Origin of the sequence: uncultured Legionella sp. (assembly GCF_937871865.1) — a bacterium.
Classification (GTDB): domain Bacteria; phylum Pseudomonadota; class Gammaproteobacteria; order Legionellales; family Legionellaceae; genus Legionella.
The window spans coordinates 1-23141 of record NZ_CALMPD010000265.1 but is presented as its reverse complement, the minus strand read 5'-3'; the positions used below and the strand labels follow the sequence as shown (position 1 = coordinate 23141).

The window sequence follows — 23141 nt, the reverse complement described above, 5'->3', positions numbered from 1 at the left end:
TCGGTCTGATGTTTAAAGCAAAGCGACTGGCCAGTTTTGCCGTATATTCTCTGGCAATGATTTACTTGCAAAGCTATTGGCTAAAAATTGGCGTTAGTTATTTTGGTAACGGAACAGTACAGGAAAATATACTATTGGCATTAGGGATTGGGATTGGCTCTCTATTAAATTACTTTACTTATACTCGCCATATCTGGGTTGAGCGTCGGATTACGTCTTAACCAAAATCAAACATAAACTACTAAAACGCGAGGGATCGCTAGTAAATGAATACTCAAAAATTTTATTTTTTTTTATATTTTATCTGTCTCCTGCTATTGGCTCCAATTAATCTGCCTTCCTTTGATACCTACTATTACTGGGATTGGAGCCGTCATCTAGATTTGTCCTATTATGATGGCTCACCAATGATTGCTTATTTCATCAAGGGATCTACCTTGCTGTTTGGCGACACACTGTTTGCCCTGACTTTTGTAGGAATATTCTCTACTGCGTTAAGCAGCTGGATCATCTATAAAACAGCCAGACAATTTTTATCTGTGCCTGCTAGCAATATTGCAACCGTCTTATGGTTGCTTTCACCATTAGTTACATTGGATCTGTTGCATCAAACCACTTACGATACTCCTCTTACGATATTTTGGGCTTTAACTTTATACTTCGTTGTCAGATTCTTAAAAAATGAATCTCGTAATGATTTATATCTGATTGGATTGAGCATCGGCTTGATGCTGCTTTCCAAATATTCCGGGGTAGTATTAATTGTATCACTAGTGATTTTTTTAATAACATCCAGATACCGTTATTTATTTAGGACTCCGCAATTTTATCTCGCATTAGCACTTTCTATAGCATGTTTTAGTCCGGTTATTATTTGGAATTATCAACATGGCTGGCAGTCCTTCCTTTACCAATTGACAACTCATCAACATACAATTCAACAAAATCCACTCCATGCGATGTTCCATGCTTTGTATTATACCTTTTTACCGTCTCTAAATTTCATGCTGTTCCCACCACTACTGTATCTCTTCAATAAAAAGGTATTGCCGTCTTCACCCAAAGAGGATGATATAACAAAATCCATTGTGCAATTATGTTTCATTACATGTTCTGTCTTTGTCTTTTTTTATTTATTCACAGCCTATAAAGCTAATGTCAAAGGCTGTTGGCTCACTCAATACCTGATAACAAGTGCCCTTTTAGCGGGTTATTGCTATGAAAAATTTCTTTACAAGAGAGCGGCAAGAATTGTGATCATGTCCTATGCATTACTTAGCACCTTGATCCTATTGAATAACAGTTACCTTTATCAGTTCATACCGTCAAATAAATTTGCCTATTATCGTTTAATACAGCAAGTTAATGAACAATACAAAAACCTTCCTGATGTTGTTTTTTCTTCAGGATGGTTTGAAGCAAGAATGTTATTTTTCCTAAAAAATAAGCCACTGATTTATACTATCGATTGCGGTGTCAACCAAAATCAATATGCCTTATGGAGTACCAGTGCCGCGGCAAAAATAGCCAATAAAACAATGCGCGAGATCATGTTTATTGATGATAAGGACAGAAGCCAATGTCTAAAAAAATATTTTGATACCTGCGAACAACTCCCTATCCAGCCTGAAAAAAAGGGAAAAGCCCTAATACCAATATTTGTCTATAAATGTGTTAATCACAGAGCAAATGATCTAACTTTAGGGTGATATTCATCACCCTGAGGAGGAAATTAACGATTTAAAAAATAACATTATTGGGCTTGTAAAATGAGAATAGACGCTCAAAAGCAAGAGCGTCCTAGCTGAGTCGTAATTACTCTTGATTTAAATGCGTGCGCCGTTCTTGCATGGTTTCAACGCTATTAATCACTGTTTGATGGCAGATCTCTTTCATGACAGGTATGTCCTTAAGGGGATAGCCTTCGCGAATGGTATAGGCAATTAAAAAGCTATCCTGCCATACTTTTTCATTTTTTCGCTGTTTCGCTTTAACCCATAATGCTATCCATAAAAAATGGAACATCCACTTATCGCGATGCAGTTCCATTTCTTCGCTAAAGACATCATCCATAGCATCTGCCAAGCGGCAGACTTTTACTCCATCAACAAAACTGCTGTTGTGGTTCACGATTTTATCAATTAATGGATTTTCCAGATACCAGGACTCAGTAAATGGCTTACTGTTCAACCATGATTTTGAGCGCAGCAAAGACTCTTGTATTGCCTCTTGGGTAAAGGGAGTAATTTGTACACTTAATTGTTCAAACAGGTAATCTAAATCTAGTTTTTTGGGTCTTAAACGCAGCCCGAGCAATTCTTGAATTTCCAGAAAATGCAGATAGGGAATATCACCTTTTTCAATAGTTACCGCAAGAAAATGCTCAACCATTAATTGAAAATAAGATAAGTCTACTTCCCGTAATGTAACGCTTTCAGCAAAGGCCTGTCGATAATAATCAGCCACTTCCGCAGCAGGAATGACGGGGGTTATCCAAGCATCTTTTAAACCCATCTCGTACTTTAACAGTAAACCGCAAAGCCTATTTTTGCGATGCTTACGTACATGAATAAAGATTCCTTGAGAACCGGTGCCATCTACTTCGGTTGCTTTGAAATCCATTTTTGCAAGTTCGGGTTCGGCCGCAAATACGACACCTTTTTTACGTTGTGTCTTAATCCATCGCTCAAAAACCGGACGATATGAATCTGCATACCAATATTTGATCACCTGTAAGCGAGATAATGAAACAGAATTCAGCGTCACTTTATCCATCAATTGATCCAGGGTAGCAAATGCAACCTCACGTACGTCTGCTTTAGGATGTAGTAGCGTTAATAACGCAATATCCTGACCTTCGTCTATGTTGTATAAATCAACAATTAAATCCGCAAAAAAATCTGCCGGCATAGCATAGCTTTGAGCGAAAAAATTCTCAGCGATATCAAAAATAGAAAGATCGGATAACTCATGGATTAAATCCCTGATTGAATCCAGATGATTAAACTCAGTGACCTCTTCTATAAAATCATCCTCTTCACTGGCTAAATCAAAATAAGCATCTTTTAATTCCTGGCTTAACTCGACGTGTACTTCATAAAAAGCATTTAAGACCGGTAGCCAAAAGCTTAAAGTGTGACTTTTGGACTTAATGACCTCAGCCAGATGATTCATGAGTTGAGCAAGTGCTTTGGCAGTTATTTTATTATTGGCCTCCGCCGCAGCCTGTAATTGTGCAACGCAAATATCTAACGCAAAAACACAAGCAGAATAAATAGGTGGCCCTTCGTGAATCATCTCTTCATCAAGAGTATTCAAAAGAGAAATTAATTCCACCGCATATTCTGGATGCTGAAAAAATACTGCGTACAATTGAGGATCTGGATCATCATTTCGCTCAATTAAAACCGCCATTTCAGCGATGAGGCGATGTAGTAGTTCTGTTTTATTGGTCATGCTTGTTTGGGTACCTGTCTTGGCGTTCCTGTATCATCGATTGCAACAAAAACAAAAGTACCTTCTGTTACCTGGTATCGTTCAAGTTGAGTGGCAGGCAAGGCCCATACTTCCACACCTATAGTCATTGATGTATTGCCTTGTTTTAACAGCTCGACATGACAGCTAATTACATCACCTACATGCACTGGCTTTAAAAAAGCCATTGAATGAATGGCCACCGTAGCCACCCTTCCATGAGCTATTTTTTTTGCCAGAACACCAGCAGCCAAATCCATTTGAGAGACTATCCATCCCCCAAATATATCGCCATTTGCATTGGTATTCATCGGCATAGCCAATGTTTGTATCGTCAGTTCCCCTTTGGGCATCCGTGTCATTATTCCCCACCACGTTTTAGTTTTGCTAATGCATCAGCCATTGCGGTATTAAATACCGTTTTCTTTACCGGCTCGGGCTTCTTAGCTGTTTCTGGTTTTTTCTTAGGCTCTGATTTTTTAAACTCAGGTTGCTTTTTAGCTGGTGCTGTTTTTACTGGTTTTTTAGTTGTTGCTACAGCACTGTCGTCCCCTAGCTTCATACTTAAACCAATCCGTCTGCGCTCCTTGTCCACTTCAACGACTTTTACTGTGACAATATCCCCCGCTTTAACTACAGCTCTTGGATCAGTGATAAAACGATTGGTCATTGCAGAAATATGGACTAGCCCATCTTGATGCACACCGATGTCCACAAAGGCACCGAAGTTGGTTACATTGCTCACCACACCTTCTAGAATCATTCCCTCATGCAAATGATTGATGTCTTCGACACCCTCTTTAAATTGTGCTGTTTTAAATTCAGGCCTGGGATCACGTCCTGGTTTTTCCAGCTCGCGTAAAATATCTCTAATGGTTGGCAGCCCATAAGTATCATCCACATACTGATCGGCATTAACGCTTTGCAAGATATCACGATTACCAATTATTTGCGGAATATCGATTTTTCTGTCTGCGATAATTTTCTCAACCAAAGGATAAGCTTCAGGGTGAACGCATGAAGCATCAAGAGGATTTTCACCATTCATGATGCGCAAGAATCCAGCCGCTTGTTGGAACGCTTTCTCCCCCATGCGATTAATATTTTTTAATTGTTCGCGATTGCTGAATGCTCCATGCTCATCACGATATTGCACTATATTCTTAGCTAAAGAATCATTCAGTCCTGACACATGCGATAGTAAAGCAGCTGAAGCCGTATTAACATCCACGCCTACCGCGTTTACGCAATCCTCAACGACCCCATCCAGGCATCGTGCGAGCCGAGTTTGGTTCACGTCGTGCTGATACTGACCCACACCGATGGATTTTGCTTCAATCTTAACTAACTCGGCCAATGGATCCTGTACTCTCCGAGCGATAGAAACAGCACCTCTTAACGTAACATCCAAATCAGGGAATTCATTTGCGGCGATTTCAGAGGCAGAATATACAGACGCTCCTGCTTCACTCACTATAATTTTAGTAAGGTTTAAATCCGGGTACATTTTAATCATGTCAGCGACCAGACGTTCTGTCTCTCTTGAACCGGTACCATTACCAATACTGATCAGATTCACATTGTGTTTCACTGCCAATTTGGCCAGATCAGCGATAGATTGATGCCATTCATTTTGTGGTGCAAAAGGAAAGATTACCGTGTAATCCAGTAATTTTCCGGTTGCGTCAACAGCAACAACCTTGACGCCTGTTCTGATACCAGGATCCAATCCTATCGTTATTTGCGGACCAGCGGGGGCTGCGAGTAATAAATCACGTAAATTTCGGGAAAATACTTTAATCGCTTCTTCATCGGCCATTTCCCGTAAACGGGTTAATAATTCCAGCTCCAGCTTGGTAAATAGTTTCACTTTCCAGGTCATACGCACTGTTTCAAATAACCAACCATCAGCGTTTCGTTGTTGATCTGCAATGTTGAAATGTGCAGCGATTCTGTTTTCCCCATAATTCATTTCTTGTTCGGGTAAAATCAGGCTGACTTGTAATACACTTTCACGTCGCCCACGGAACAGAGCCAAGGCACGATGTGAGGGGATTTTTTTAATGGCCTCAGAGTAATCAAAATAATCTGAGAATTTACTGACCGCTTCTTTCTTTTTCGAGCTGCCAGTGGATTTAACTATGGCATGCTGCCACAAGTATTCCCTTAGCTCGTTGATGAGATCTGCATCTTCTGCAAAATGTTCCATCAGAATATGACGTGCACCTTCAAGAGCGGCCTTCGCGTCTTCAACCCCCAATTCAGCATTGACAAATTGAGCTGCTTGTTCTTCAGGGCTGAGTGAGGGATCGTTCCACAGGATTTTAGCCAATGGTTCCAGCCCGGCCTCAACAGCAATTTGTGCCTTGGTTCGTCTTTTGGGCCGGAAAGGTAAATAAAGATCTTCCAGACGTGTTTTAGTGTCTGCTGCCAGAATACTCTGCTCTAATTCTGGAGTTAATTTTTCCTGCTCTCTAATGGATTGAAGAATAACGGTACGTCGCTCATCCAATTCACGCAAATAAATTAATCGTTCCGATAGGAAACGTAATTGCACATCATCAAGCCCTTCCGTTGCCTCTTTTCTATAACGAGCAATAAAAGGAACTGTTGCTCCCTCATCCAGCAAACGAATAGCAGTCTCGACCTGCGATACTTTAACTTTAAGTTCTTGCGCTATAATCGCAGCCGACGCTAACATCTCTTGAGCCATTCATATCCCCGTAAAACATGATAAAAATCGACACATTATATACTCAACACCGTTCATATTGCGATATACAAAGCATCTAATATTAATTACAAAAAACAACACCAATCGACTTAAAAATCATTCCTTATTTCTGATAAACCATACTTTGTCATTTACCATTCTCACTCCTCTTGCAAATAATGGATCATTGGAATCCCGGGTGTTTGTTGTGCTTTTTAAATAGTTGATCTCACAATTCTTATACAGATGTGTTATTTCATCATCTGTAACGCTGTATGGAGGGCCTTCCATTTCACGTTGATTATAAGTCATCGTTTTTAATAAAATACTGCCAGAAGACTTGAGCCATTTGAAGCAAGTGGTTACGTAGACCGGACGCAGTGCAGCAGGTAGTGCAATTAAAGCCCCTCTATCATAAATGGCATCAACAGGAGGAATTAAAGTAGTATCCAGAGTAAATACATCTGCGACCCAAATACTGAATACATCATTATAATAATTCATAGCGTTAGCAAAATTTCTTTGTTGAAATACGAGTTGGTGTTCACTTGCAAATTGCAGGACCGCCTGCTCACAAAGCTCGATGCCTATGACATAATATCCTTGTTGGGATAACCAGAGCATATCCAGACTTTTGCCGCATAAAGGAACAAGAACGGTTGCATCTGGAGCTAAATTCAATTCAGGCCAGTAACTGATTAAATCAGGGTTTACCTCTTCTTTATGAAAAGAGGTACGCCCAGTTCGCCATAAATCAGCCCAAAACTGTTTTCCTTTATTCACTCAACAGTCACCGATTTAGCAAGATTTCGTGGTTGGTCAACATCGGTACCTTTGGCAACGGCTACATGATAAGCCAGGAGTTGTAAAGGCAGTGTATAGGCAATTGGAGCTATCCAAGAGCCACAAGAAGGGACTTTAACTAAACGAGCTCCGTTAGCCTTCCACTCTTCGGCATCATCCACAAATACAAATAATTGCCCACCGCGAGCACTCACCTCATGGAGGTTCGATTTTAATTTATCCAAAAGCTCATCATTCGGAGCAATTGCAACTACTGGCATGTCTTTATCGACCAATGCCAAGGGGCCATGCTTTAATTCTCCTGCAGGATATGCTTCAGCATGGATATAAGATATTTCTTTAAGTTTTAATGCCCCTTCCAATGCGACCGGATATTGCACCCCACGTCCCAAAAATAATGCATGAGCTTTGTTAACAAATAATGAAGCCAGTGTTTCAATTTCGTCGTTCATTTGCAGAATGCGCTCGCAGCAAGCAGGTAATTCTTGTAATTGCGACAGTACCTCTGATGAGCGCTCGTCCTGACACAGTGCCGCAGCCAGCATTAAAAAGGCAGCCAACTGAGTAGTAAATGCTTTAGTTGAGGCTACACCTATTTCAATGCCTGCGCGAGTTAAAAACACGCAATCAGCTTCTCGTACCAAAGTACTTGTTGCCACATTACAAATAGCTAAGCTGGCTAAATAATTCATTTTTTTTGCTTTATTCAAAGCAGCGAGAGTATCTGCTGTTTCCCCAGATTGCGACACGGTTATAAATAAAGTATCGTCAGAAACAACCACATCACGGTAGCGGTATTCGCTGGCAATCTCTACCTGGGTAGGAATACAAGCTAACGACTCCAGCCAGTATTTCGCGATCATTCCCGCATGATAACTGGTACCACAAGCAACAATATGGATTTGCTTTACTTGAGGAAACACGTGGGAAGCACGCTCACCGAAACTGGCTTTAAGTACTTCAGGGCTATTGATTCGGCCTTCAATCGTATCAGTGAGTACCTTTGTCTGCTCAAAGATCTCTTTGAGCATAAAATGCCGGTAAGGACCTTTGCTGACAATTTCTGCATCACTGGTTAGCGGATGAGCTGGACGTTCAACCAGATCTCGGTCTGCATTATAAATTTGTATCTGGTCCGCAGTAATGCACGCACTGTCGCCTTCTTCCAGATAGATAACGGATTGGGCAAAGGATCTTAAGGCCAGCGCATCAGAGGCGATAAAATTTTCGCCAATACCCTGTCCAAGTACTAAAGGGCTGCCTTTACGGATAGCAACTAATTCCAAAGGTCGTTGTTGATGAATCACTCCAAGAGCAAAAGCACCATGCATCTCAGCAGCAGCAGATTGAACAGCGAGTAATAAGTTTTCATGCTGAATATAATGAAAGTGAATTAAATGGGCAGCGACTTCGGTATCCGTCTCTGAGGTAAATTGATAACCACTGTTGATTAACCTTTGTCGTAAATGATCGTGATTTTCAATGATCCCATTATGCACCAATGCAATTTGCCCATGAGATAAATGAGGGTGTGCATTTTGTTCTGAAGGTTTTCCATGAGTGGCCCAGCGAGTGTGAGCTATTCCTGTATTCCCAGCAATAGCGGTTTCTTGCATGGCATCGGCTAAATTCTGCACTTTACCCTGGATTCTAACTCTCTTTAAACGCGAGTTATTATCGATAACGGCAATCCCTGCAGAGTCATAGCCTCTATATTCCAAACGACGTAATCCTTCCAGCAACACCTTGCTAATATCCCTTTCTGAAACAACTCCCATTATCCCACACATAACAACTCCTCATTCCATATACTGCTTTATAGATGTTTATCTATTTTATTATTTATAGTACCTGAATTCTGCTTATGAATAATTTTTAGTGTACATTCATAATCTCAGTTCAGGGCGCGAAAAAAATACCTGTCATTATTGATGAAGTATATCAATAAAAAAGAGGAATTATGCCATAAACATGCATAAATCACTAAGGCAATTGCCTGAACAATACTACAAAATTTGTTCAGGCAATGAATCGGACTACGATCGTACGGAATCTGGCTGCCTGCAGTTCACATCATAACCATGCTCTTTCATTACAGAGCACACTTCAAAGGCAAGAAAATGATGAGCTCGTGTACTTGGATGAATTTCATCCCAGAATAAATAATGTTCAGGAACGTCACACATGCGGTAATTGTTTTCACCCGGCGCAAAACGTTTATCTTTATATTGCAGAACCTGTGCGTACTTCAACACAAAATTGCGTGAAAATGCAGCCCCTTCTAGAAGATGATACATAGGAAAGGTAATATCAATACAGGCATCTGTTACATTGGTAAATCCAAACACCTCTGGTGCATTTGCCGCTTTTTCCAAATATTCCTGAGTATTAATAAACAGGAAATCTGCTTCAGGGTATAATTGCTTCCATTCATCCACTCGAGCAACTAAACGCTCATTATGATGATCTGAAGCCATATTCAGAATTTCTCTGTCTGTTGTTTTCACAAATTTAGGCGTATCACCAACATGCGGCACTCCCATTACAACAAAGCGTCTAGCCCCCGCTTCTGCTAATTTTAAAACTGATGAACTAATCCCATCGACCACATTATCTATATACGCGCTCATTACCAACGCATCATATTTGTCATCATATTGCAGCGCATTAATATAGTCATTACCACCGGCATAGATAAAATAAACCGTCTGATTATTTAATTTCTGATGTTCCAACAAATAAGCCTGGACCGTTAAGCCAAGGCTCGGAGGAATCAGTTTTCCAACAATTAACGTTTTAATGATGCCGATTGGGTGACGAATCAAATTCCAGACCGTTAATTGATTATCATAGGTTGCAGCCCAACTGCCGCCAAATGAACGATTTAAATACACATCCTCATCACTTCGTTGAATAGATAGCATTGCAGCTAAATATTCATTCCAGACACGGCCATTAGAGAACCGGGATTTCCAATAGGGTTTACCTGGTAAGATAGGTACTAATTTTACTTGAGCTATCAAATTAACAATATAGGGAGCAAGATCATGATCAAAAAAGTCAGTGACCGCTACAATTCCAGCATCAAGTACGATTTGCGGCACATAATATTCATTGGCAAAATCAATCATTTTGTTAATTACAAATACTTTAAACGGAGCGACTATATAGGCAGGATTTTCTTCATTACGCAGGCTTTTAAGCAGATGAGTCGTGTTACCCGTATCAGACAAACTATCCCCAAAAACAACTATTGATTTAACCGGTATGGATGCAAAATTGATTAATGGGATGAAAAATAAAAAAAGGAACAGCCAGCGACACACTCTTTTGTGGTGGAACATTGATATCTCCTTATAAAAAGCCAGCAATATAAAAATTACACAAATAGCCCGATTATAAGAGTAGGCTCGCTCTTAAATTTTTGTCAACGCCTGCAAATAGATTTAGCGCAACTCCATTGATAGTATGCATTTAATTCATTCCTATTGATTAAATTGTGAGTAAATGTTAATTTTTACCATATTTTTTGTTAATTTTAGGTAGTCACGTGAAAGAAATAGTCATTGCTTCATTTTATAAATTTATTCCACTCTCTGATTTTGAAACAATGAGAGAGCCCATCCTGGAAAAAATGCGTGAAATCGGTATAAAAGGCACCATCATTCTTGCTCATGAAGGCGTTAATGGCGGCTTTGCTGGCACAAGAGAACAAATGGATGTTTTTTATCAGTTCATGCACGGTCATCCTCATTTTGCCGATCTGAACTTCAAAGAAACCTTTGACGAAAACAATCCTTTTGAAAAAGCGAAAGTTAAACTCCGTAAAGAGATAGTCACTATGGGCATTAAAGAGATTGACCCTATCCAAAATCCAGGCACCTACCTCTCTCCAGAAGAATGGCATGCACTGATTCAGGACCCGGAAGTTATATTAATAGATACTCGTAATGATTATGAATTCGAACTCGGTACCTTCAAAAATGCAATTAACCCGGACATTGAAAATTTCAGAGAATTTCCAGACTATGTTGAACAACATTTAAGCGATAAAAAAGATAAAAAAATTGCCATGTTCTGCACCGGCGGCATTCGTTGTGAAAAAACAACAGCATACATGAAAGATCAGGGATTCCAGCACGTATACCAACTCCATGATGGAATTCTGAATTACATCCAGGTTACTCCAGAAGCAGAGTCTCTTTGGGAAGGCCAATGCTTTGTATTTGATGACCGCGTTGCAGTAGACCAAAAACTCAATCGCGTTTACCCTCAATTGCCACAAGATTACAAAGACGAACGTTACCCGAAATAAGCTGTTCTTTTTAAAGTTTTCGTTAAATAAATTTTGTCATTCCTGCTCAGGAATGGCAAAATTTTTAATAAACTCACCACTCAACTCAAAAACAGGCCTAAGGACCAGCTCAATTCTATAATTGATTGCTCGTACCTGCATGTATCTAATCAATCCTTTCAGTTATAATGTCTTTTATACTCTATTTTTTATAATTCAGGTGTCTTATGACGTCAAAAAAACCATCAGATTCAAGCATTGCGTTGAATAGAAAAGCCGGTTTTGAATATTTCATTGAAGATCAATTTGAAGCCGGACTCGTCCTTGAAGGGTGGGAAGTTAAAAGCCTGCGCGCGGGAAAAGTTAATTTATCCGATGCGCACGTCATTATTAAATATGGCGAAGCCTTTTTACTAGGAGCTCAAATCAATCCGTTGCAGACCGCATCAACCCACACCATCCCTGACCCCACACGCTCACGAAAGCTGTTACTAAACCGTAAGGAATTAAGTCAGCTTGTGGGTAGCGTGGAACGACAGGGATATACTATTGTTCCTTTGTCGCTCTACTGGAAAAAAAATAAAATTAAGATGAAAATTGCCCTGGCAAAAGGAAAGAGAGAGCATGACAAACGCGATACAATTAAAAACAGAGAATGGCAAAGAGATAAATCTCGCATGATGAAAAATAAATAAGGAAGGCATAGATGGATATAGGACAAGTGGTACCTGATTTTGAATTCAGCGCAACGAATAACCTCAATGGTCATCTTAGTGATTATAAAGGGCAAAGTGTCATTCTTTATTTTTACCCCAAGGACGCAACTCCTGGATGCACGACCGAAGGACAAGATTTTAGAGATGCCTACCCCCAATTTAAAGAACTGAGTACTCAAATATTTGGTATTTCTCGAGACAGTTTAAAATCGCATGAGAATTTTAAAGCAAAACAAAACTTCCCTTTTGAATTAATCAGCGATAAAGACGAACAATTATGCCAATTATTTGATGTTATCAAAATGAAATCAATGTATGGCAAACAAGTCCGCGGGATAGAGAGAAGCACATTTATTATTGATAAAGAAGGGATTTTGATACATGAATGGCGAAAAGTGAGCGTCAAAGGGCATGTAGAAGAGGTGTTAACGGTTTTAAAATCATTGGGTTAACCCCCTGTAGCCTCACTGCCATTAAGTTAAAGACTTGGCCGTCGTCATGCTCAGGATGACGTACTGTTCTTAACTTAACGGCAGTGAGTGAGTCGTAACCTGTATTAGCACCGCGTAATACAAGTTTGCCGCCAATACACAGAAGTCATCTTCCTTAAAATCCCTGTATTACGCGGCGTTAAACAGGCTACGTTCAATAAATCATCACGCACATGTCGCGTGATACCCTCTTTGACAACATCAAAAGTGACACAAAAAGATCAATATGGTCGTCAGATATACTTTTTATGGAATAATTAAATAGATTTTGTTATGATGCTCTGGTTCAACCCATAACAATCTTATCACTAAAGAGAGTCTTCATGCTTCATCGCAATATTCAACTGTTTATTGTTATTGCCTCATCAATACTCACTTTGGTTGCTACTGATATTCTCCTGCCAAGCCTTCCGCAAATTGCTCAGTCATTTGATGTCTCCTCCAATGACGTCAAAATGATTATCTCGATTTTTATGATAGGACAATTTAGTACCGTTCTTATCTGGGGAATAGTTGCCGATTTGTTGGGGAGAAGACAAGCATTGTTTTTGGGAATGCTGATTTTTTTAATTGGTTCTATTCTCAGTTTGTACGCCAATTCCATCAACTTATTATTACCCTGCCGTTTTCTCCAGGGCACAGGGGCTGTAGTTGTACCCGTAGCAGGATGGGCACTTATCCAGGATCTCTTTCCAAAGGATGATGGCGCCCGAATCATGGCCTGGATAGGCACCCTCGTGGCGACCTTCCCACTTCTAGCTCCCGCAATAGGAGGAAAAATAGATGTCGTCTACGGTTGGCAGGCCAATTTATATGGGATAGCCATATACTCTGCACTTTTATGCCTGCTGATGTATCTTTTGCCCCACCAGCAACTCAGCGATAGCCCCTCTAGAGTGCCTCCCATCAAAGAGCGATTTTCTGTTTATGGACGAATATTGAAAAATAAAACTTTTATTTCCTACATTGCTCTTTTTGGCTTGCTCAACTGTGGTGAATGGTGTTTTCTTACCATGGCACCATTTTATTATGCTCATGTTCATATAGCACCAGATCGCATGGGTATTTTGCTTATGTTAACCTCTATGGGATTCCTCTTTGGCTCCTTATTAGCCTCAAAGCTGTTTAAACGCTTAGGTGTTGATAAAACTATTTCGCTGGGCATCAAGGTAGCCATCCTAAGCAGCTTAATACTATTGACCGGTGATTATTTACACTGGAGTGACTATCAGCTCTTTAATGCGATAAACATCAGTATCTATATATTCAGCTCAGCACTACTGTGGGGGGGGGGACTACTTCCAGAGCATTGCAATGTTTTGAAGAAAGCCGTGGTTCCGCTTCGGCTGTACGCAGCCTGATCCTGCTGTGTTTTGCTGCATTTGGAACTTATTCAGGCCGGATGCTTGATCATAACAGTTTACAACATATAGCCGTTTTCCTTTTGATTATGGCTGTGTGTGCTTTATTTGTTTTCAATAATAAAGAATTAAAAGCAGAACGACTTGCAACAAGTGCTGCGTATTAATTATAGAATAAAACTCATAAATTATTGTTCCTGAAGTAAAAAATATAATTCTTGACGTCGTTCGCCAAGCTACGCACAATAAAGATAGATCTTATAATTCACGTCAATGAGTAGGAACGGGATTATATGAGACATTATTTTAGTTGACGGGGTGAACCTATGGATACGACCAACACTGGACTAAAGCTGTTTGTGCTTGATACCAACATTTTAATGCACGATCCGACGGCTATTTATCATTTTGAAGAACATGATATTTATTTGCCCATGGTTGTTCTTGAAGAATTAGACCGCCATAAAACCGGTACTTCGGAATTAGCGCGTAACGTGCGACAAACTAACCGCATGTTAGTAGAATTAATGAGTAATTGTACACACGAACAAATTGTTTCTGGTCTCTCAATTCCCAGTTTCCTTCGAACAAATAAAAAAAATGCCAGCGGCAAACTGTTTTTCCAAACAGATGAGTTTGATCAAGTAGTACCCTCAACACTCCCTGGCCATAAAGTAGATAACACAATTCTGGCGACGGCCTTAGGTTTACAAAAAAAATTCGCCAATAAAAAACAAGTTATTATTATTTCAAAAGACATCAATTTACGTATAAAAGCAGGCATTCTTGGTATCCCTGCTGAAGACTATTATAACGATCAGGTGCTAGACGATGTTAATTTGCTCCATCGAGGACTGCATATTCTGGATAATGATTTTTGGGATACTCATGCTAAAGACATGGGCTCGTGGCAAGAAAGTGGGAAAACGTTTTATCGTGTCTCTGGACCATTGATCAATCAATGGAACCCCAATGATTGTATCAGTACCGAAGACAATGGGTTTCAAGCATTAGTAAAAAAAATTGATGGCGAACATGCTGTTGTACAACTGGTGCGAGATTACACTCAGAGCAAACATGCAGTCTGGGGTATCACTGCCCGCAATCGTGAACAGAACTTCTCCCTAAATTTACTTCTCGATCCCGATATTGATTTTGTAACCCTGCAAGGCTCCGCAGGAACAGGTAAAACATTACTCACCATTGCAGCAGGCCTAACTCAAGTGATGGATCAAAATCGCTACAGCGAAATTTTAATGACCAGGGTAACAATTCCTGTCGGTGAAGACATTGGCTTTCTTCCTGGTACTGAGGAAGAAAAAATGACCCCCTGGATGGGCGCGTTAATGGATAACCTCGAAGTGTTGCATGGTACTCAAGTTGGGGGCAGTTTTGGACGTGGTGCAACCCAGGATTTACTGCAAAACAAAATTAAAATCCGCTCCCTGAATTTCATGCGCGGCCGGACTTTTTTAAATCGCTACATCATCATTGATGAAGCACAAAATTTAACATCGAAACAAATAAAAACTTTGGTTACCCGCGCAGGCCCAGGAAGTAAAATTATCTGTCTGGGGGATATCAAGCAAATAGATACCCCATATTTGACCGAAACCACGTCAGGTTTAACCTTCGCAGTAGACCGTTTTAAACATTGGGAACATAGTGCGCATATGACTTTAACTCGAGGAGAGCGTTCAAGGCTTGCATTTTATGCCGCCGAGCATTTATAGTACGCGTTTTAGCGAGGATTAAACATGACTGATCAAGCCATCACCTTTGATGATGTTTTACTTGTTCCTTCATACAACCATCATGAATCCAGACGGGTTGTTGATACTTCAAGTACAGACCGAACAGGGAAACTCACTCTGAGTCTCCCTGTCATCAGCTCTAACATGGATACTATCACAGAAAGTAATATGGCGAACTTCATGCACAGTAAAGGTGCTATGGGCGCGTTACATCGGTTTATGACCATAGAAGAAAACATTCAGGAGTTTAAAAAATGTAATGGTATGGTCTTTGTTTCAGTCGGCTGTACCGATGCCGAATTACAAAGAGCTGAAGCATTGCGTGATGCTGGTGCTGATTATTTCTGTGTTGATGTTGCTCATGCTCATGCAAAATATGTGGGGAAAACCTTAAAAAGCTTACGTCAGTTACTGGCTGACCGATGCATCATGGCTGGAAATGTAGCAACTTATGCAGGTGCCGATTATCTGGCATCCTGTGGTGCCGATATCATTAAAGCCGGAATTGGTGGTGGCTCAGTATGTAGTACACGGATTAAAACAGGCTTTGGCGTTCCTATGCTGACCTGTATCCAGGATTGTTCTCGTGCAGACAGATCAATAGTCGCTGATGGTGGGATTAAAACCTCTGGAGATATAGTCAAGGCACTGGCTTTTGGAGCAGACTTTGTAATGATAGGTGGAATGCTGGCAGGAACTCAGCCTACACCTGGAGACGTTATCCAAAAAGAAGATGGCACAAAAGTGAAACGTTATCGCGGTATGGCATCAAGAGAAGCCCAAGAAGAATTTCTTGGACAAATGCATGAGTGGAAAACAGCCGAAGGAGTTGCAACTGAAGTGCCTTTTAGAGAACATCCAGATGCAATTATTGCAGATATCGTTGGCGGATTACGTTCAGGGCTCACTTATGCAGGAGCAGACACCATTAGTGAATTGCAACGTAAATTAAATTATCTGGTTGTTACACAAGCCGGACGAATTGAAAGTTTGCCACATAAATTGCTAGAACGTTAACAACACAGAGGCTACACCAACCTGAGCCAGTGCCTCAGGTTGGTATCATCCTGCGGAGTTAGCGACGAAAAATCTCCTTGGATACAGGCTCTCCTTCGCTGTGCTCAGGATGACGTATTGTTCTTAAAGAGATGGCAGTACAGCTTGCTATTTCTCATCTAATTTATTTATTTAGTGCTGCGCCAGCAACAATTTCAAGCTCATCATCATCCGATAGATTCTGGCTTGGCCCTGCACTTACATCAGCACCTGATTTCGCTTGATAACCAGGGCTTGCATCAACAGCCATCTCAACTGCTTGAGTTGGTGGTGGCTGGTCTGGCAATGGGGTCATTGAAGAGGAAACCTGCTGTTCAGTTTCTGCTACTGGTTCAACGGCATCTGGTTTCGCGTTTGTATCAGTAGTGCCCACTTGTGGGCCAGAAGTCTGATCAGTAGGCGCGGGATTAGTTGCTGCCGGTTGAGGAGTTGTCTGGGTTGGTGCGTCCGCCTGAGGAACTGCTTTTTCCTCACTCACCGCTTCAGCTATCTCATCAATTCCTTTTTGCAGCCAATCAGAGAGCCGATCGGCTATTGCATCTTTTAAACCAGCAATGCTTTCTCCAAGCTGCGTATACAACTGCATCATAGGATCCATTTTGGTTTTATCGACGTTCTCTGTTTCCTCTGCCTCTTTTTGCCTTTTCCTTGTAATTTTAGTAAGTTGATCACCAGCGGCCTCGGCAGCCATCCCTAAACCTTTTTTTGCCAAAGCAGCAGCTTTATCCATCAAACCTGGCCCACTAGCTTCTGGATCAGGAGTAGTGGCAGTGGGATTAGGTGCAGGAGTAGCATCTGCAACAGGAGAGGCTTCAGGCCCACTAGAAGGAGAATCAGGGCTGTCTGTTTCTGCCATATTAAAGTACCTATTAAAAACAATATATCTAAATTATAGTCGCTCATTCATATTTTGCTAAACTTTATTCGTTAATAAAAAAAATCATCCTTATTCGTAATAATACCAATCAAATAAGGGTAAAATATTTTCATACTGTTTCAGATTAAAAACAACACGTTACATGAGCACATAAAGCAAAACCCTACACTTCTGAAATTTTTCTATTATAGTTAATTTAAAATAAAGGGAAAAATTGTCTTGATGAACTCATATGAATTAAAAACAAATAAACATTTATTGCATCATTTTTTTATTTTCACTGCAAAATCAGTATTTTTTAATCTGCTTCTAGCACTGTTAATTGTTGTTTATTTGCATAGTACACATATTCCGTTGAGTGATACCTGGCCATGGTTGGCTCTCATCATAGTGGTCACGATAATACGCTTTGCTTGCGCACTCATTGGGCAACGACAAAAAATTTACAGTAAATTATTAGTTATTTATTTCATCTCTATTACAACTGTAATTTTTTTAGGCTGCTTATGGGGATATTTTTACTGGCATTATTTCGATGAAATGACGGTATTTCAACGTATGTTTTTATTGCTCGTTGTTGCAGCAATAACAACAGGAAGTACCATTTCAATGGCTTCTTCGCTCGTTGCGTTCTATAGCTTCATCTTACCCTTTTTCATTCCTATATTCATACTCAATCTAAACCTGGGTGAAAATGATGGAATAGCACTTATCCTGGCGGTGACCCTGATTTTTTGTTTCCTGATCATCACTCATATTGCAAATAATAAAATGCTAAAAAATAATATAGAGCTCATCCTAAAACAAATGGAATTAAATAACCAACTAAAAAAATTTAATAAAAAATTGAGTATTGTGTCTATAACAGATGAACTGACTAATTTAGCCAATCGGCGCTACTTCAGAGAACGATTAATCGCCGATTGGGTACGGACAAAACGCTCCAGTCTTCCACTGAGCCTGATAATTATTGACATCGATCATTTTAAACAATGCAATGACCACTATGGACATTTATATGGGGATGAATGTTTGAAACAAATTGCACGCATAATATCAGAACTTGCAGGAAGAGAAACTGATTTAGCTGCCCGATTTGGTGGGGATGAACTATCGGTTATTCTTTATGATACCATTGAAATAAATGCAAAGCATTTTGCTGAACGTATACAGCAAACCATTAAACATTTACATATTAAAAATGAATTATCACCCATCTCAGATGATCTGACTGTTAGTGTTGGAATTGCATCGATGATCCCGCAAATTGATGATGACTATGAGCTCTTATTTTCTTATGCCGATAAGGCGCTTTACGAAGCAAAGAATCAAGGAAGGAACTGCATCATAACCTATCAATTTTAAAAGTTAACTTATAATGCCATGGCCAATTGGGGATTTTCTGCCAGCACCTGGGCTGCTTGTTGTAATATTTGACTGGCATTTAATGTATTTGAGCTACCAGTGATTCGTTCATTGTATGCCTCTGCTTTATGCTCGTAACGATCAAACTCGGGGCCGGTTCCCATTGGCTCAACAGCACTATTCACGCTCATTGGTTGTAAATCAGTCATAAACGCTCATTTTTAAAAAATAAAAAATAAAAAATAATTATATCAAAATTAGCTCTATAATATATTAAAATAACATATTAATTCGACTTTAACTTTTTTACGAATTCCTATGACAAGACAGTGGGGCCACCAAAAAGCGATTAGGTATAGACATCTCAGCCGATGCCGCGATGTTCCGTATTTCGGGAAATGGCTAAAATCGAGACTAAAACCTAATAATAATTTAATTAACAATAGATAAACGATGAATATTGAAGACTTCCGCTACATGCGCCGGGGAAAACAACTTTCTGGTATTACACAAGAAGAACTGCCGATGCTTAAACCAATCAATCAAAGGAGCTCGGGCTCAAAACGTGCTTTATTAGTATTACATGGATTTTCTTCTTCTCCCGCAGTTTATCGTTATCTGATCCCACATATAAAAAATTATGATGCTATTGTATGTCCGGCTCTTACTGGGCATGCTGAAAGCATAGAGGCCTTCTCACATTCCAGAGCTTCCGATTGGTTATTAACAGCAACGAACGCGTGTGCTGAGTTAGTTAATGAATATAAAAAAGTAGACGTTCTTGGCCTATCTCTAGGTGGATTATTAGCCTGTGAATTAAGCAAAAAATTTAATTTAAATCACCTATTCCTTCTCGCACCGGCACTTAGATTACATATGAAGGTTGATTTCATGCTCAAGCTAGCTCAGATACTTCAATTTTTGGGGTTTCGTCATCTTCGTAATGCCGCAGGAAATATCAAATCAAATGAGCATGCCGAAATTGCTTATAGAAAACTGCCAGTTTCTGCGATAATCGAAATGCTTACTCTCTCACAAAATTATATATGGACACCGCCAACGTGCCCAACAGATCTGTTCTTGGGCACCTACGATGAGGTAGTTAACTCCCAACAAGTAGAGCAACTATTTTTACCTCTCCCCAATGTAACCATTCACTGGTTAAAAAATTCAGCGCATGTACTGCCTCTGGAGAGTGATATCAATGAAATTATCGAGAATATCAATTCAGTGAAATAAAGACTGCCCCAGGATTTCGATAAAAAAGAGACATCTTTCCGAGCGTAGCGAGAGATCTCCTGTAAAAGAGCATAATCTTTGCGTATCCTGGAATCATCTTGACACAAGGAACGCAAAAAACATAATCAGCTCCTCGGAAAAACGTCATCGTTGTTAATGACACGCTCATTAAATAAATACAAACAATTACTAGTTGAAAAAATAACCAAGATACTGTATTTTTTACGTTCAATTTGTAATTACAGGGTTTATTATGGACTTTAATTTATTTAAAACTATCAGTTCTTCTGCAGGTGTTGATGCATGTTCCGTTTTATTTTGTGCTGCTGCCCTCGCTGCCGGTGTATGGAGCCTAGCAAGTAGCAGAGATGAACAAGATTCATTGATGTTTATGCTGGATGGGTACAATGAACAATTTAGAACTCATGCAGATAATGACGATACACTGTACTTCAATTTTTCAGGTCTGGGCTTGTAAGGCATTCGGCCAGTTCAGCATATGTTTCACGACTGAACTGGCCTGATTCTGTTATGGAAACTGTTTGTTGTAACGATTAAAATCCTGCATGTCAAATTGGCTCCACTCACGCATATCTAAAACAGATCCGCTGTATGCCATAAAATCAGCTCGTGTGACGGGTATATTAAAATAATATATATCGCTGGCATCTGTTGCTAAATTGCTCTGATGGTTCACTGCAGAAATTTCAGCTACAGATTTATCATGAGTCTTCACAAAACTGCGCTGGGCACGTAAATAACGCCCCTTAAACTGAGAAGTTCCCCATAACTCTACATCAAGCCGATTAACCACTCCTGCTAACTGAACTTTTGAGGCATTTCTTGCTCTGACCGTTAAGTTATTGCTTTTTATCCAATACAAACTTAACCAGGCATCACCATTGATATTCAGTTTTGCAAGATTAGAAAATCCAGTGAGCTGGACTTTAGGATTGCCTTTAAGATATATACGTAAATTACGGCTGGAGATCCCGTCGATTTGAGTTAAACCACTTCCAACGATCTTCAATTTTTGTAAACCAAGGGTTCCTGCTAATCGAGTAGTACCTTGATTTTCTAAATACAGATCCAAATAACTGGTATGCAATCGTTGACCACGTATGGTTCCTGCCCCAACATAATGGAATCCATTCAGAAACCGGCCTCTGATGTCTGCATTAACCGCACCATAACGAGGATAGCCATTACCTAGAACCACATATAAGGTGTTTTGTGTAACGACAGTTTTCACTTGTGCCAAATCTCTTGGATCACCAGTTAATATAACTTGTGGTTTTTTATAACCGGTATGCAAATGGACATTGATACGCCCCTGAACATCTACTTGATTAAACGCAGTTACCGGCCTGTTTTGTGTTGTACTCCTGGGTGCAGATTTAGTTTCCGCGACGGGAGGTTTTTGCACCTGATGAGAACATCCCGCTAAAATAAAGACCAATAGAATCAATAAGTAGCACCGCTTAAACATAATATTCAATCCCATTTCAATAATCTCTCTACATTAGAGGAAGTTATAGTAATGTGCAAGACTACATCTCTATCAGAGGCAATACAAACAACAATGTCACAACAAGTCATGGCATTAATACCATGACTCCTTGGTGAAATTGGAAATAGTTACGTTATTAGGGCATGAATCATGGTATTGATTGTCAGGAGCTTTATTTATTAAAGACGCAACGGGCTCCTGCATAGGCATTAATGCCGGCAATTGAATAAATACATCAACAAGGAAGCCGTTTTTACAGCCCAGATAAAATTTACCAGCGTTATTACTACCAAAAGCCTTATTAATTTGCTCTCTTAATTGACTTAACCGGACCGTATCCCCTTTATGCTCAGTCAAGAACCGACCAAAAATCGATGAATCAATCTCTGTAGCCATCCGCATTGCCAATGAAAAATAATCATCAGGGGATAATATCTGACAACTTCCATGCTTGTTCCACTCATGGCGCTCCAGGCAACTGCCATAATTGTAGCTTGGCATAAGCGTTTTCAAGCGATCACCAACTGACTCAGAGAGCTCTACAGGCGAATAATCGCAATGATTTGCTCGCGGTTTCACATCACAAAAACCATATCGCTGACCACAATTATCCTGATTCGGCCATAGACCATGCAAGGTTAAATGATTCGCTTGATACGAATTTTTGGACAACTTTCTGCATTCAGGTTTACCTGCTTCATATCCATAGGTTTCACAAAAACCGGACTGAGAGCTCAGCGCCAAAACATGTGAATCGGCCATGCCAACTCTCGAGTCACATTGCTGGGCATTGCGCTCTGTATATTCGGTTATTCCGCAACTGGCACTAACCCAACGCAAAGCATTACGATGCTCGGCCATCACTATTCGTAGCCAGTCAGGGGGGCTTTTATTAATTTCTTTTAATTGATATTGCTGATGCATTTGCACCATCAAATTATCTGGATTGGTTTTATTGTTTTTTGAAATATAAGCAGGACATGACTTTGTCGCTTCAAAAGTACCGCTAACAGCATTCGAACCATTCACGTTTACAGAAATAACAAGGAACAGCAGGGTGATGAACTTTATCATTATACATCCCGACCATTGTTAGGTTCGTTCATTATACATAAGTCTTTTTCGAAAGCCAGCTTTTGAAATACGACTGATTAATTTTGATTAATAAGGATTTTTTCTTGAGAGTCTGTGAAAATTCAGTCTCATTCTGACACGCAAAAACTTGGCTCGCTCACAAGGCACGAGATAATTGAGTATGAAATATCAACTGACGCCAGGATAGTTTATAAAGCAGTTACTTCTTCAGCCTGTAGGCCTTTCGCACCTTTAGTAACCAAAAACTCAACCCTTTGGCCTTCAACCAAAGTTTTGCGCCCAGTACCACTGATTATCGAACGAAAGTGTACAAACAAATCATCCGCTGCGAGCCATAGATAGCCGAAGGCTAGGGCGAGTAGTCCCTGGTAGCCTTAGGGCCGGATGTTTTG

20 protein-coding genes and 2 pseudogenes are annotated in these 23141 nt (G+C 40.0%); 11 read left to right on the top strand and 11 right to left on the bottom strand.

Annotated features, from left to right (window positions below):
• Both Q0495_RS14365 and Q0495_RS14360 read left to right on the top strand, forming a co-directional pair.
• Nucleotides 1-221: pseudogene (locus tag Q0495_RS14365) on the top strand (glycosyltransferase family 2 protein); the annotation flags it as partial.
• Nucleotides 222-266: 45 nt separating this feature from the next.
• Nucleotides 267-1709: a glycosyltransferase family 39 protein gene (locus tag Q0495_RS14360; protein ID WP_298627523.1), complete on the top strand. Its 1443-nt coding sequence runs from the start codon at nt 267-269 to the stop codon at nt 1707-1709.
• 106 nt (nt 1710-1815) lie between these two features.
• On the opposite strand, the gene Q0495_RS14355 is transcribed toward Q0495_RS14360, so the two are convergent.
• From Q0495_RS14355 to plaC, 6 genes are all read right to left on the bottom strand, one after another.
• Entirely contained in the window at nt 1816-3456 is a 1641-nt protein-coding gene (locus Q0495_RS14355; protein ID WP_298627521.1) for a hypothetical protein, read from the bottom strand.
• The gene (locus tag Q0495_RS14350; protein WP_298627519.1) at nt 3453-3836 is read right to left on the bottom strand and encodes an acyl-CoA thioesterase; all 384 of its coding nucleotides are present in this window, start codon (nt 3834-3836) and stop codon (nt 3453-3455) included. The genes Q0495_RS14355 and Q0495_RS14350 overlap by 4 nt, the downstream gene beginning before the upstream one ends.
• The gene (locus Q0495_RS14345) at nt 3836-6187 is read right to left on the bottom strand and encodes a Tex family protein (protein ID WP_298627517.1); all 2352 of its coding nucleotides are present in this window, start codon (nt 6185-6187) and stop codon (nt 3836-3838) included. Before Q0495_RS14345 ends, Q0495_RS14350 begins: the two co-directional genes overlap by 1 nt.
• Before the next feature lie 117 nt (nt 6188-6304).
• On the bottom strand, nt 6305-6970 hold the full coding sequence (locus Q0495_RS14340; RefSeq protein WP_298627515.1) for a thiopurine S-methyltransferase: 666 nt from the start codon (nt 6968-6970) through the stop codon (nt 6305-6307).
• Nucleotides 6967-8781, bottom strand: a complete 1815-nt coding sequence (glmS, locus tag Q0495_RS14335; RefSeq protein WP_298627513.1) for a glutamine--fructose-6-phosphate transaminase (isomerizing) — start codon at nt 8779-8781, stop codon at nt 6967-6969. The genes Q0495_RS14340 and glmS overlap by 4 nt, the downstream gene beginning before the upstream one ends.
• A gap of 246 nt (nt 8782-9027) precedes the next feature.
• A complete protein-coding gene (gene plaC / locus Q0495_RS14330) occupies nt 9028-10335 on the bottom strand; it encodes a lysophospholipase/glycerophospholipid:cholesterol acyltransferase PlaC (protein ID WP_298627511.1) in 1308 nt (435 codons plus the stop codon).
• 206 nt (nt 10336-10541) lie between these two features.
• Here plaC and Q0495_RS14325 point away from each other — a divergent pair, with 206 nt between their 5' ends.
• The 6 genes from Q0495_RS14325 (at nt 10542) to Q0495_RS14300 (ending at nt 16624) form a co-directional block, all read left to right on the top strand.
• A complete protein-coding gene (locus Q0495_RS14325; protein WP_298627509.1) occupies nt 10542-11306 on the top strand; it encodes a rhodanese-related sulfurtransferase in 765 nt (254 codons plus the stop codon).
• Between the two features lie 206 nt (nt 11307-11512).
• The gene (smpB, locus tag Q0495_RS14320) at nt 11513-11980 is read left to right on the top strand and encodes an SsrA-binding protein SmpB (RefSeq protein ID WP_298627507.1); all 468 of its coding nucleotides are present in this window, start codon (nt 11513-11515) and stop codon (nt 11978-11980) included.
• A gap of 11 nt (nt 11981-11991) precedes the next feature.
• Nucleotides 11992-12453 carry a peroxiredoxin gene (locus tag Q0495_RS14315; RefSeq protein ID WP_298627505.1) on the top strand — a complete coding sequence of 154 codons (462 nt, stop codon included), beginning with the start codon at nt 11992-11994 and terminating at the stop codon, nt 12451-12453.
• A 362-nt stretch (nt 12454-12815) separates the two neighbouring features.
• Nucleotides 12816-13853: an MFS transporter gene (locus Q0495_RS14310; RefSeq protein WP_298627503.1), complete on the top strand. Its 1038-nt coding sequence runs from the start codon at nt 12816-12818 to the stop codon at nt 13851-13853.
• A gap of 326 nt (nt 13854-14179) precedes the next feature.
• Nucleotides 14180-15586, top strand: coding sequence for a PhoH family protein (locus tag Q0495_RS14305; protein WP_298627502.1), 1407 nt, complete (start codon nt 14180-14182; stop codon nt 15584-15586).
• A gap of 24 nt (nt 15587-15610) precedes the next feature.
• Nucleotides 15611-16624, top strand: a complete 1014-nt coding sequence (locus Q0495_RS14300; RefSeq protein ID WP_298627500.1) for a guanosine monophosphate reductase — start codon at nt 15611-15613, stop codon at nt 16622-16624.
• Between the two features lie 163 nt (nt 16625-16787).
• Here the strand turns inward: Q0495_RS14300 and Q0495_RS14295 are convergent, their stop codons facing one another.
• Nucleotides 16788-17519: a hypothetical protein gene (locus Q0495_RS14295; RefSeq protein ID WP_298627498.1), complete on the bottom strand. Its 732-nt coding sequence runs from the start codon at nt 17517-17519 to the stop codon at nt 16788-16790.
• Between the two features lie 243 nt (nt 17520-17762).
• Between Q0495_RS14295 and Q0495_RS14290 the strand changes: the two genes are divergently transcribed.
• The gene (locus Q0495_RS14290; protein ID WP_298627496.1) at nt 17763-18905 is read left to right on the top strand and encodes a diguanylate cyclase; all 1143 of its coding nucleotides are present in this window, start codon (nt 17763-17765) and stop codon (nt 18903-18905) included.
• Nucleotides 18906-18913: 8 nt separating this feature from the next.
• Here the strand turns inward: Q0495_RS14290 and Q0495_RS14285 are convergent, their stop codons facing one another.
• On the bottom strand, nt 18914-19114 hold the full coding sequence (locus Q0495_RS14285; RefSeq protein ID WP_298627494.1) for a hypothetical protein: 201 nt from the start codon (nt 19112-19114) through the stop codon (nt 18914-18916).
• A 244-nt stretch (nt 19115-19358) separates the two neighbouring features.
• On the opposite strand from Q0495_RS14285, the gene Q0495_RS14280 reads away from it, so the two are divergent.
• Nucleotides 19359-20144, top strand: coding sequence for an alpha/beta fold hydrolase (locus tag Q0495_RS14280; RefSeq protein WP_298627492.1), 786 nt, complete (start codon nt 19359-19361; stop codon nt 20142-20144).
• Nucleotides 20145-20397: 253 nt separating this feature from the next.
• Entirely contained in the window at nt 20398-20622 is a 225-nt protein-coding gene (locus tag Q0495_RS14275) for a hypothetical protein (protein ID WP_298627490.1), read from the top strand.
• 51 nt (nt 20623-20673) lie between these two features.
• Here the strand turns inward: Q0495_RS14275 and Q0495_RS14270 are convergent, their stop codons facing one another.
• The 3 genes and pseudogenes from Q0495_RS14270 to Q0495_RS14260 all read right to left on the bottom strand — a co-directional run.
• Nucleotides 20674-21633: a DUF2807 domain-containing protein gene (locus Q0495_RS14270; RefSeq protein ID WP_298627488.1), complete on the bottom strand. Its 960-nt coding sequence runs from the start codon at nt 21631-21633 to the stop codon at nt 20674-20676.
• A 114-nt stretch (nt 21634-21747) separates the two neighbouring features.
• Nucleotides 21748-22728 carry a ribonuclease T gene (locus Q0495_RS14265; protein WP_298627486.1) on the bottom strand — a complete coding sequence of 327 codons (981 nt, stop codon included), beginning with the start codon at nt 22726-22728 and terminating at the stop codon, nt 21748-21750.
• 209 nt (nt 22729-22937) lie between these two features.
• Nucleotides 22938-23072, bottom strand: a pseudogene (locus tag Q0495_RS14260) (cold-shock protein); the annotation flags it as partial.
• Between the last annotated feature and the right edge of the window lie 69 nt (nt 23073-23141).

Excerpts from the sequence above, each read along its gene's own strand:
- Q0495_RS14360 (WP_298627523.1), top strand. The coding sequence starts at position 267 with ATGAATACTCAAAAATTTTATTTTTTTTTATATTTTATCTGTCTCCTG.
- Q0495_RS14355 (WP_298627521.1), bottom strand. The coding sequence starts at position 3,456 with ATGACCAATAAAACAGAACTACTACATCGCCTCATCGCTGAAATGGCG.
- Q0495_RS14350 (WP_298627519.1), bottom strand. The coding sequence starts at position 3,836 with ATGACACGGATGCCCAAAGGGGAACTGACGATACAAACATTGGCTATG.
- Q0495_RS14345 (WP_298627517.1), bottom strand. The coding sequence starts at position 6,187 with ATGGCTCAAGAGATGTTAGCGTCGGCTGCGATTATAGCGCAAGAACTT.
- glmS (WP_298627513.1), bottom strand. The coding sequence starts at position 8,781 with ATGTGTGGGATAATGGGAGTTGTTTCAGAAAGGGATATTAGCAAGGTG.
- plaC (WP_298627511.1), bottom strand. The coding sequence starts at position 10,335 with ATGTTCCACCACAAAAGAGTGTGTCGCTGGCTGTTCCTTTTTTTATTT.
- smpB (WP_298627507.1), top strand. The coding sequence starts at position 11,513 with ATGACGTCAAAAAAACCATCAGATTCAAGCATTGCGTTGAATAGAAAA.
- Q0495_RS14315 (WP_298627505.1), top strand. The coding sequence starts at position 11,992 with ATGGATATAGGACAAGTGGTACCTGATTTTGAATTCAGCGCAACGAAT.
- Q0495_RS14310 (WP_298627503.1), top strand. The coding sequence starts at position 12,816 with ATGCTTCATCGCAATATTCAACTGTTTATTGTTATTGCCTCATCAATA.
- Q0495_RS14305 (WP_298627502.1), top strand. The coding sequence starts at position 14,180 with ATGGATACGACCAACACTGGACTAAAGCTGTTTGTGCTTGATACCAAC.
- Q0495_RS14300 (WP_298627500.1), top strand. The coding sequence starts at position 15,611 with ATGACTGATCAAGCCATCACCTTTGATGATGTTTTACTTGTTCCTTCA.
- Q0495_RS14295 (WP_298627498.1), bottom strand. The coding sequence starts at position 17,519 with ATGGCAGAAACAGACAGCCCTGATTCTCCTTCTAGTGGGCCTGAAGCC.
- Q0495_RS14290 (WP_298627496.1), top strand. The coding sequence starts at position 17,763 with ATGAACTCATATGAATTAAAAACAAATAAACATTTATTGCATCATTTT.
- Q0495_RS14285 (WP_298627494.1), bottom strand. The coding sequence starts at position 19,114 with ATGACTGATTTACAACCAATGAGCGTGAATAGTGCTGTTGAGCCAATG.
- Q0495_RS14280 (WP_298627492.1), top strand. The coding sequence starts at position 19,359 with ATGAATATTGAAGACTTCCGCTACATGCGCCGGGGAAAACAACTTTCT.
- Q0495_RS14275 (WP_298627490.1), top strand. The coding sequence starts at position 20,398 with ATGGACTTTAATTTATTTAAAACTATCAGTTCTTCTGCAGGTGTTGAT.
- Q0495_RS14270 (WP_298627488.1), bottom strand. The coding sequence starts at position 21,633 with ATGTTTAAGCGGTGCTACTTATTGATTCTATTGGTCTTTATTTTAGCG.
- Q0495_RS14265 (WP_298627486.1), bottom strand. The coding sequence starts at position 22,728 with ATGATAAAGTTCATCACCCTGCTGTTCCTTGTTATTTCTGTAAACGTG.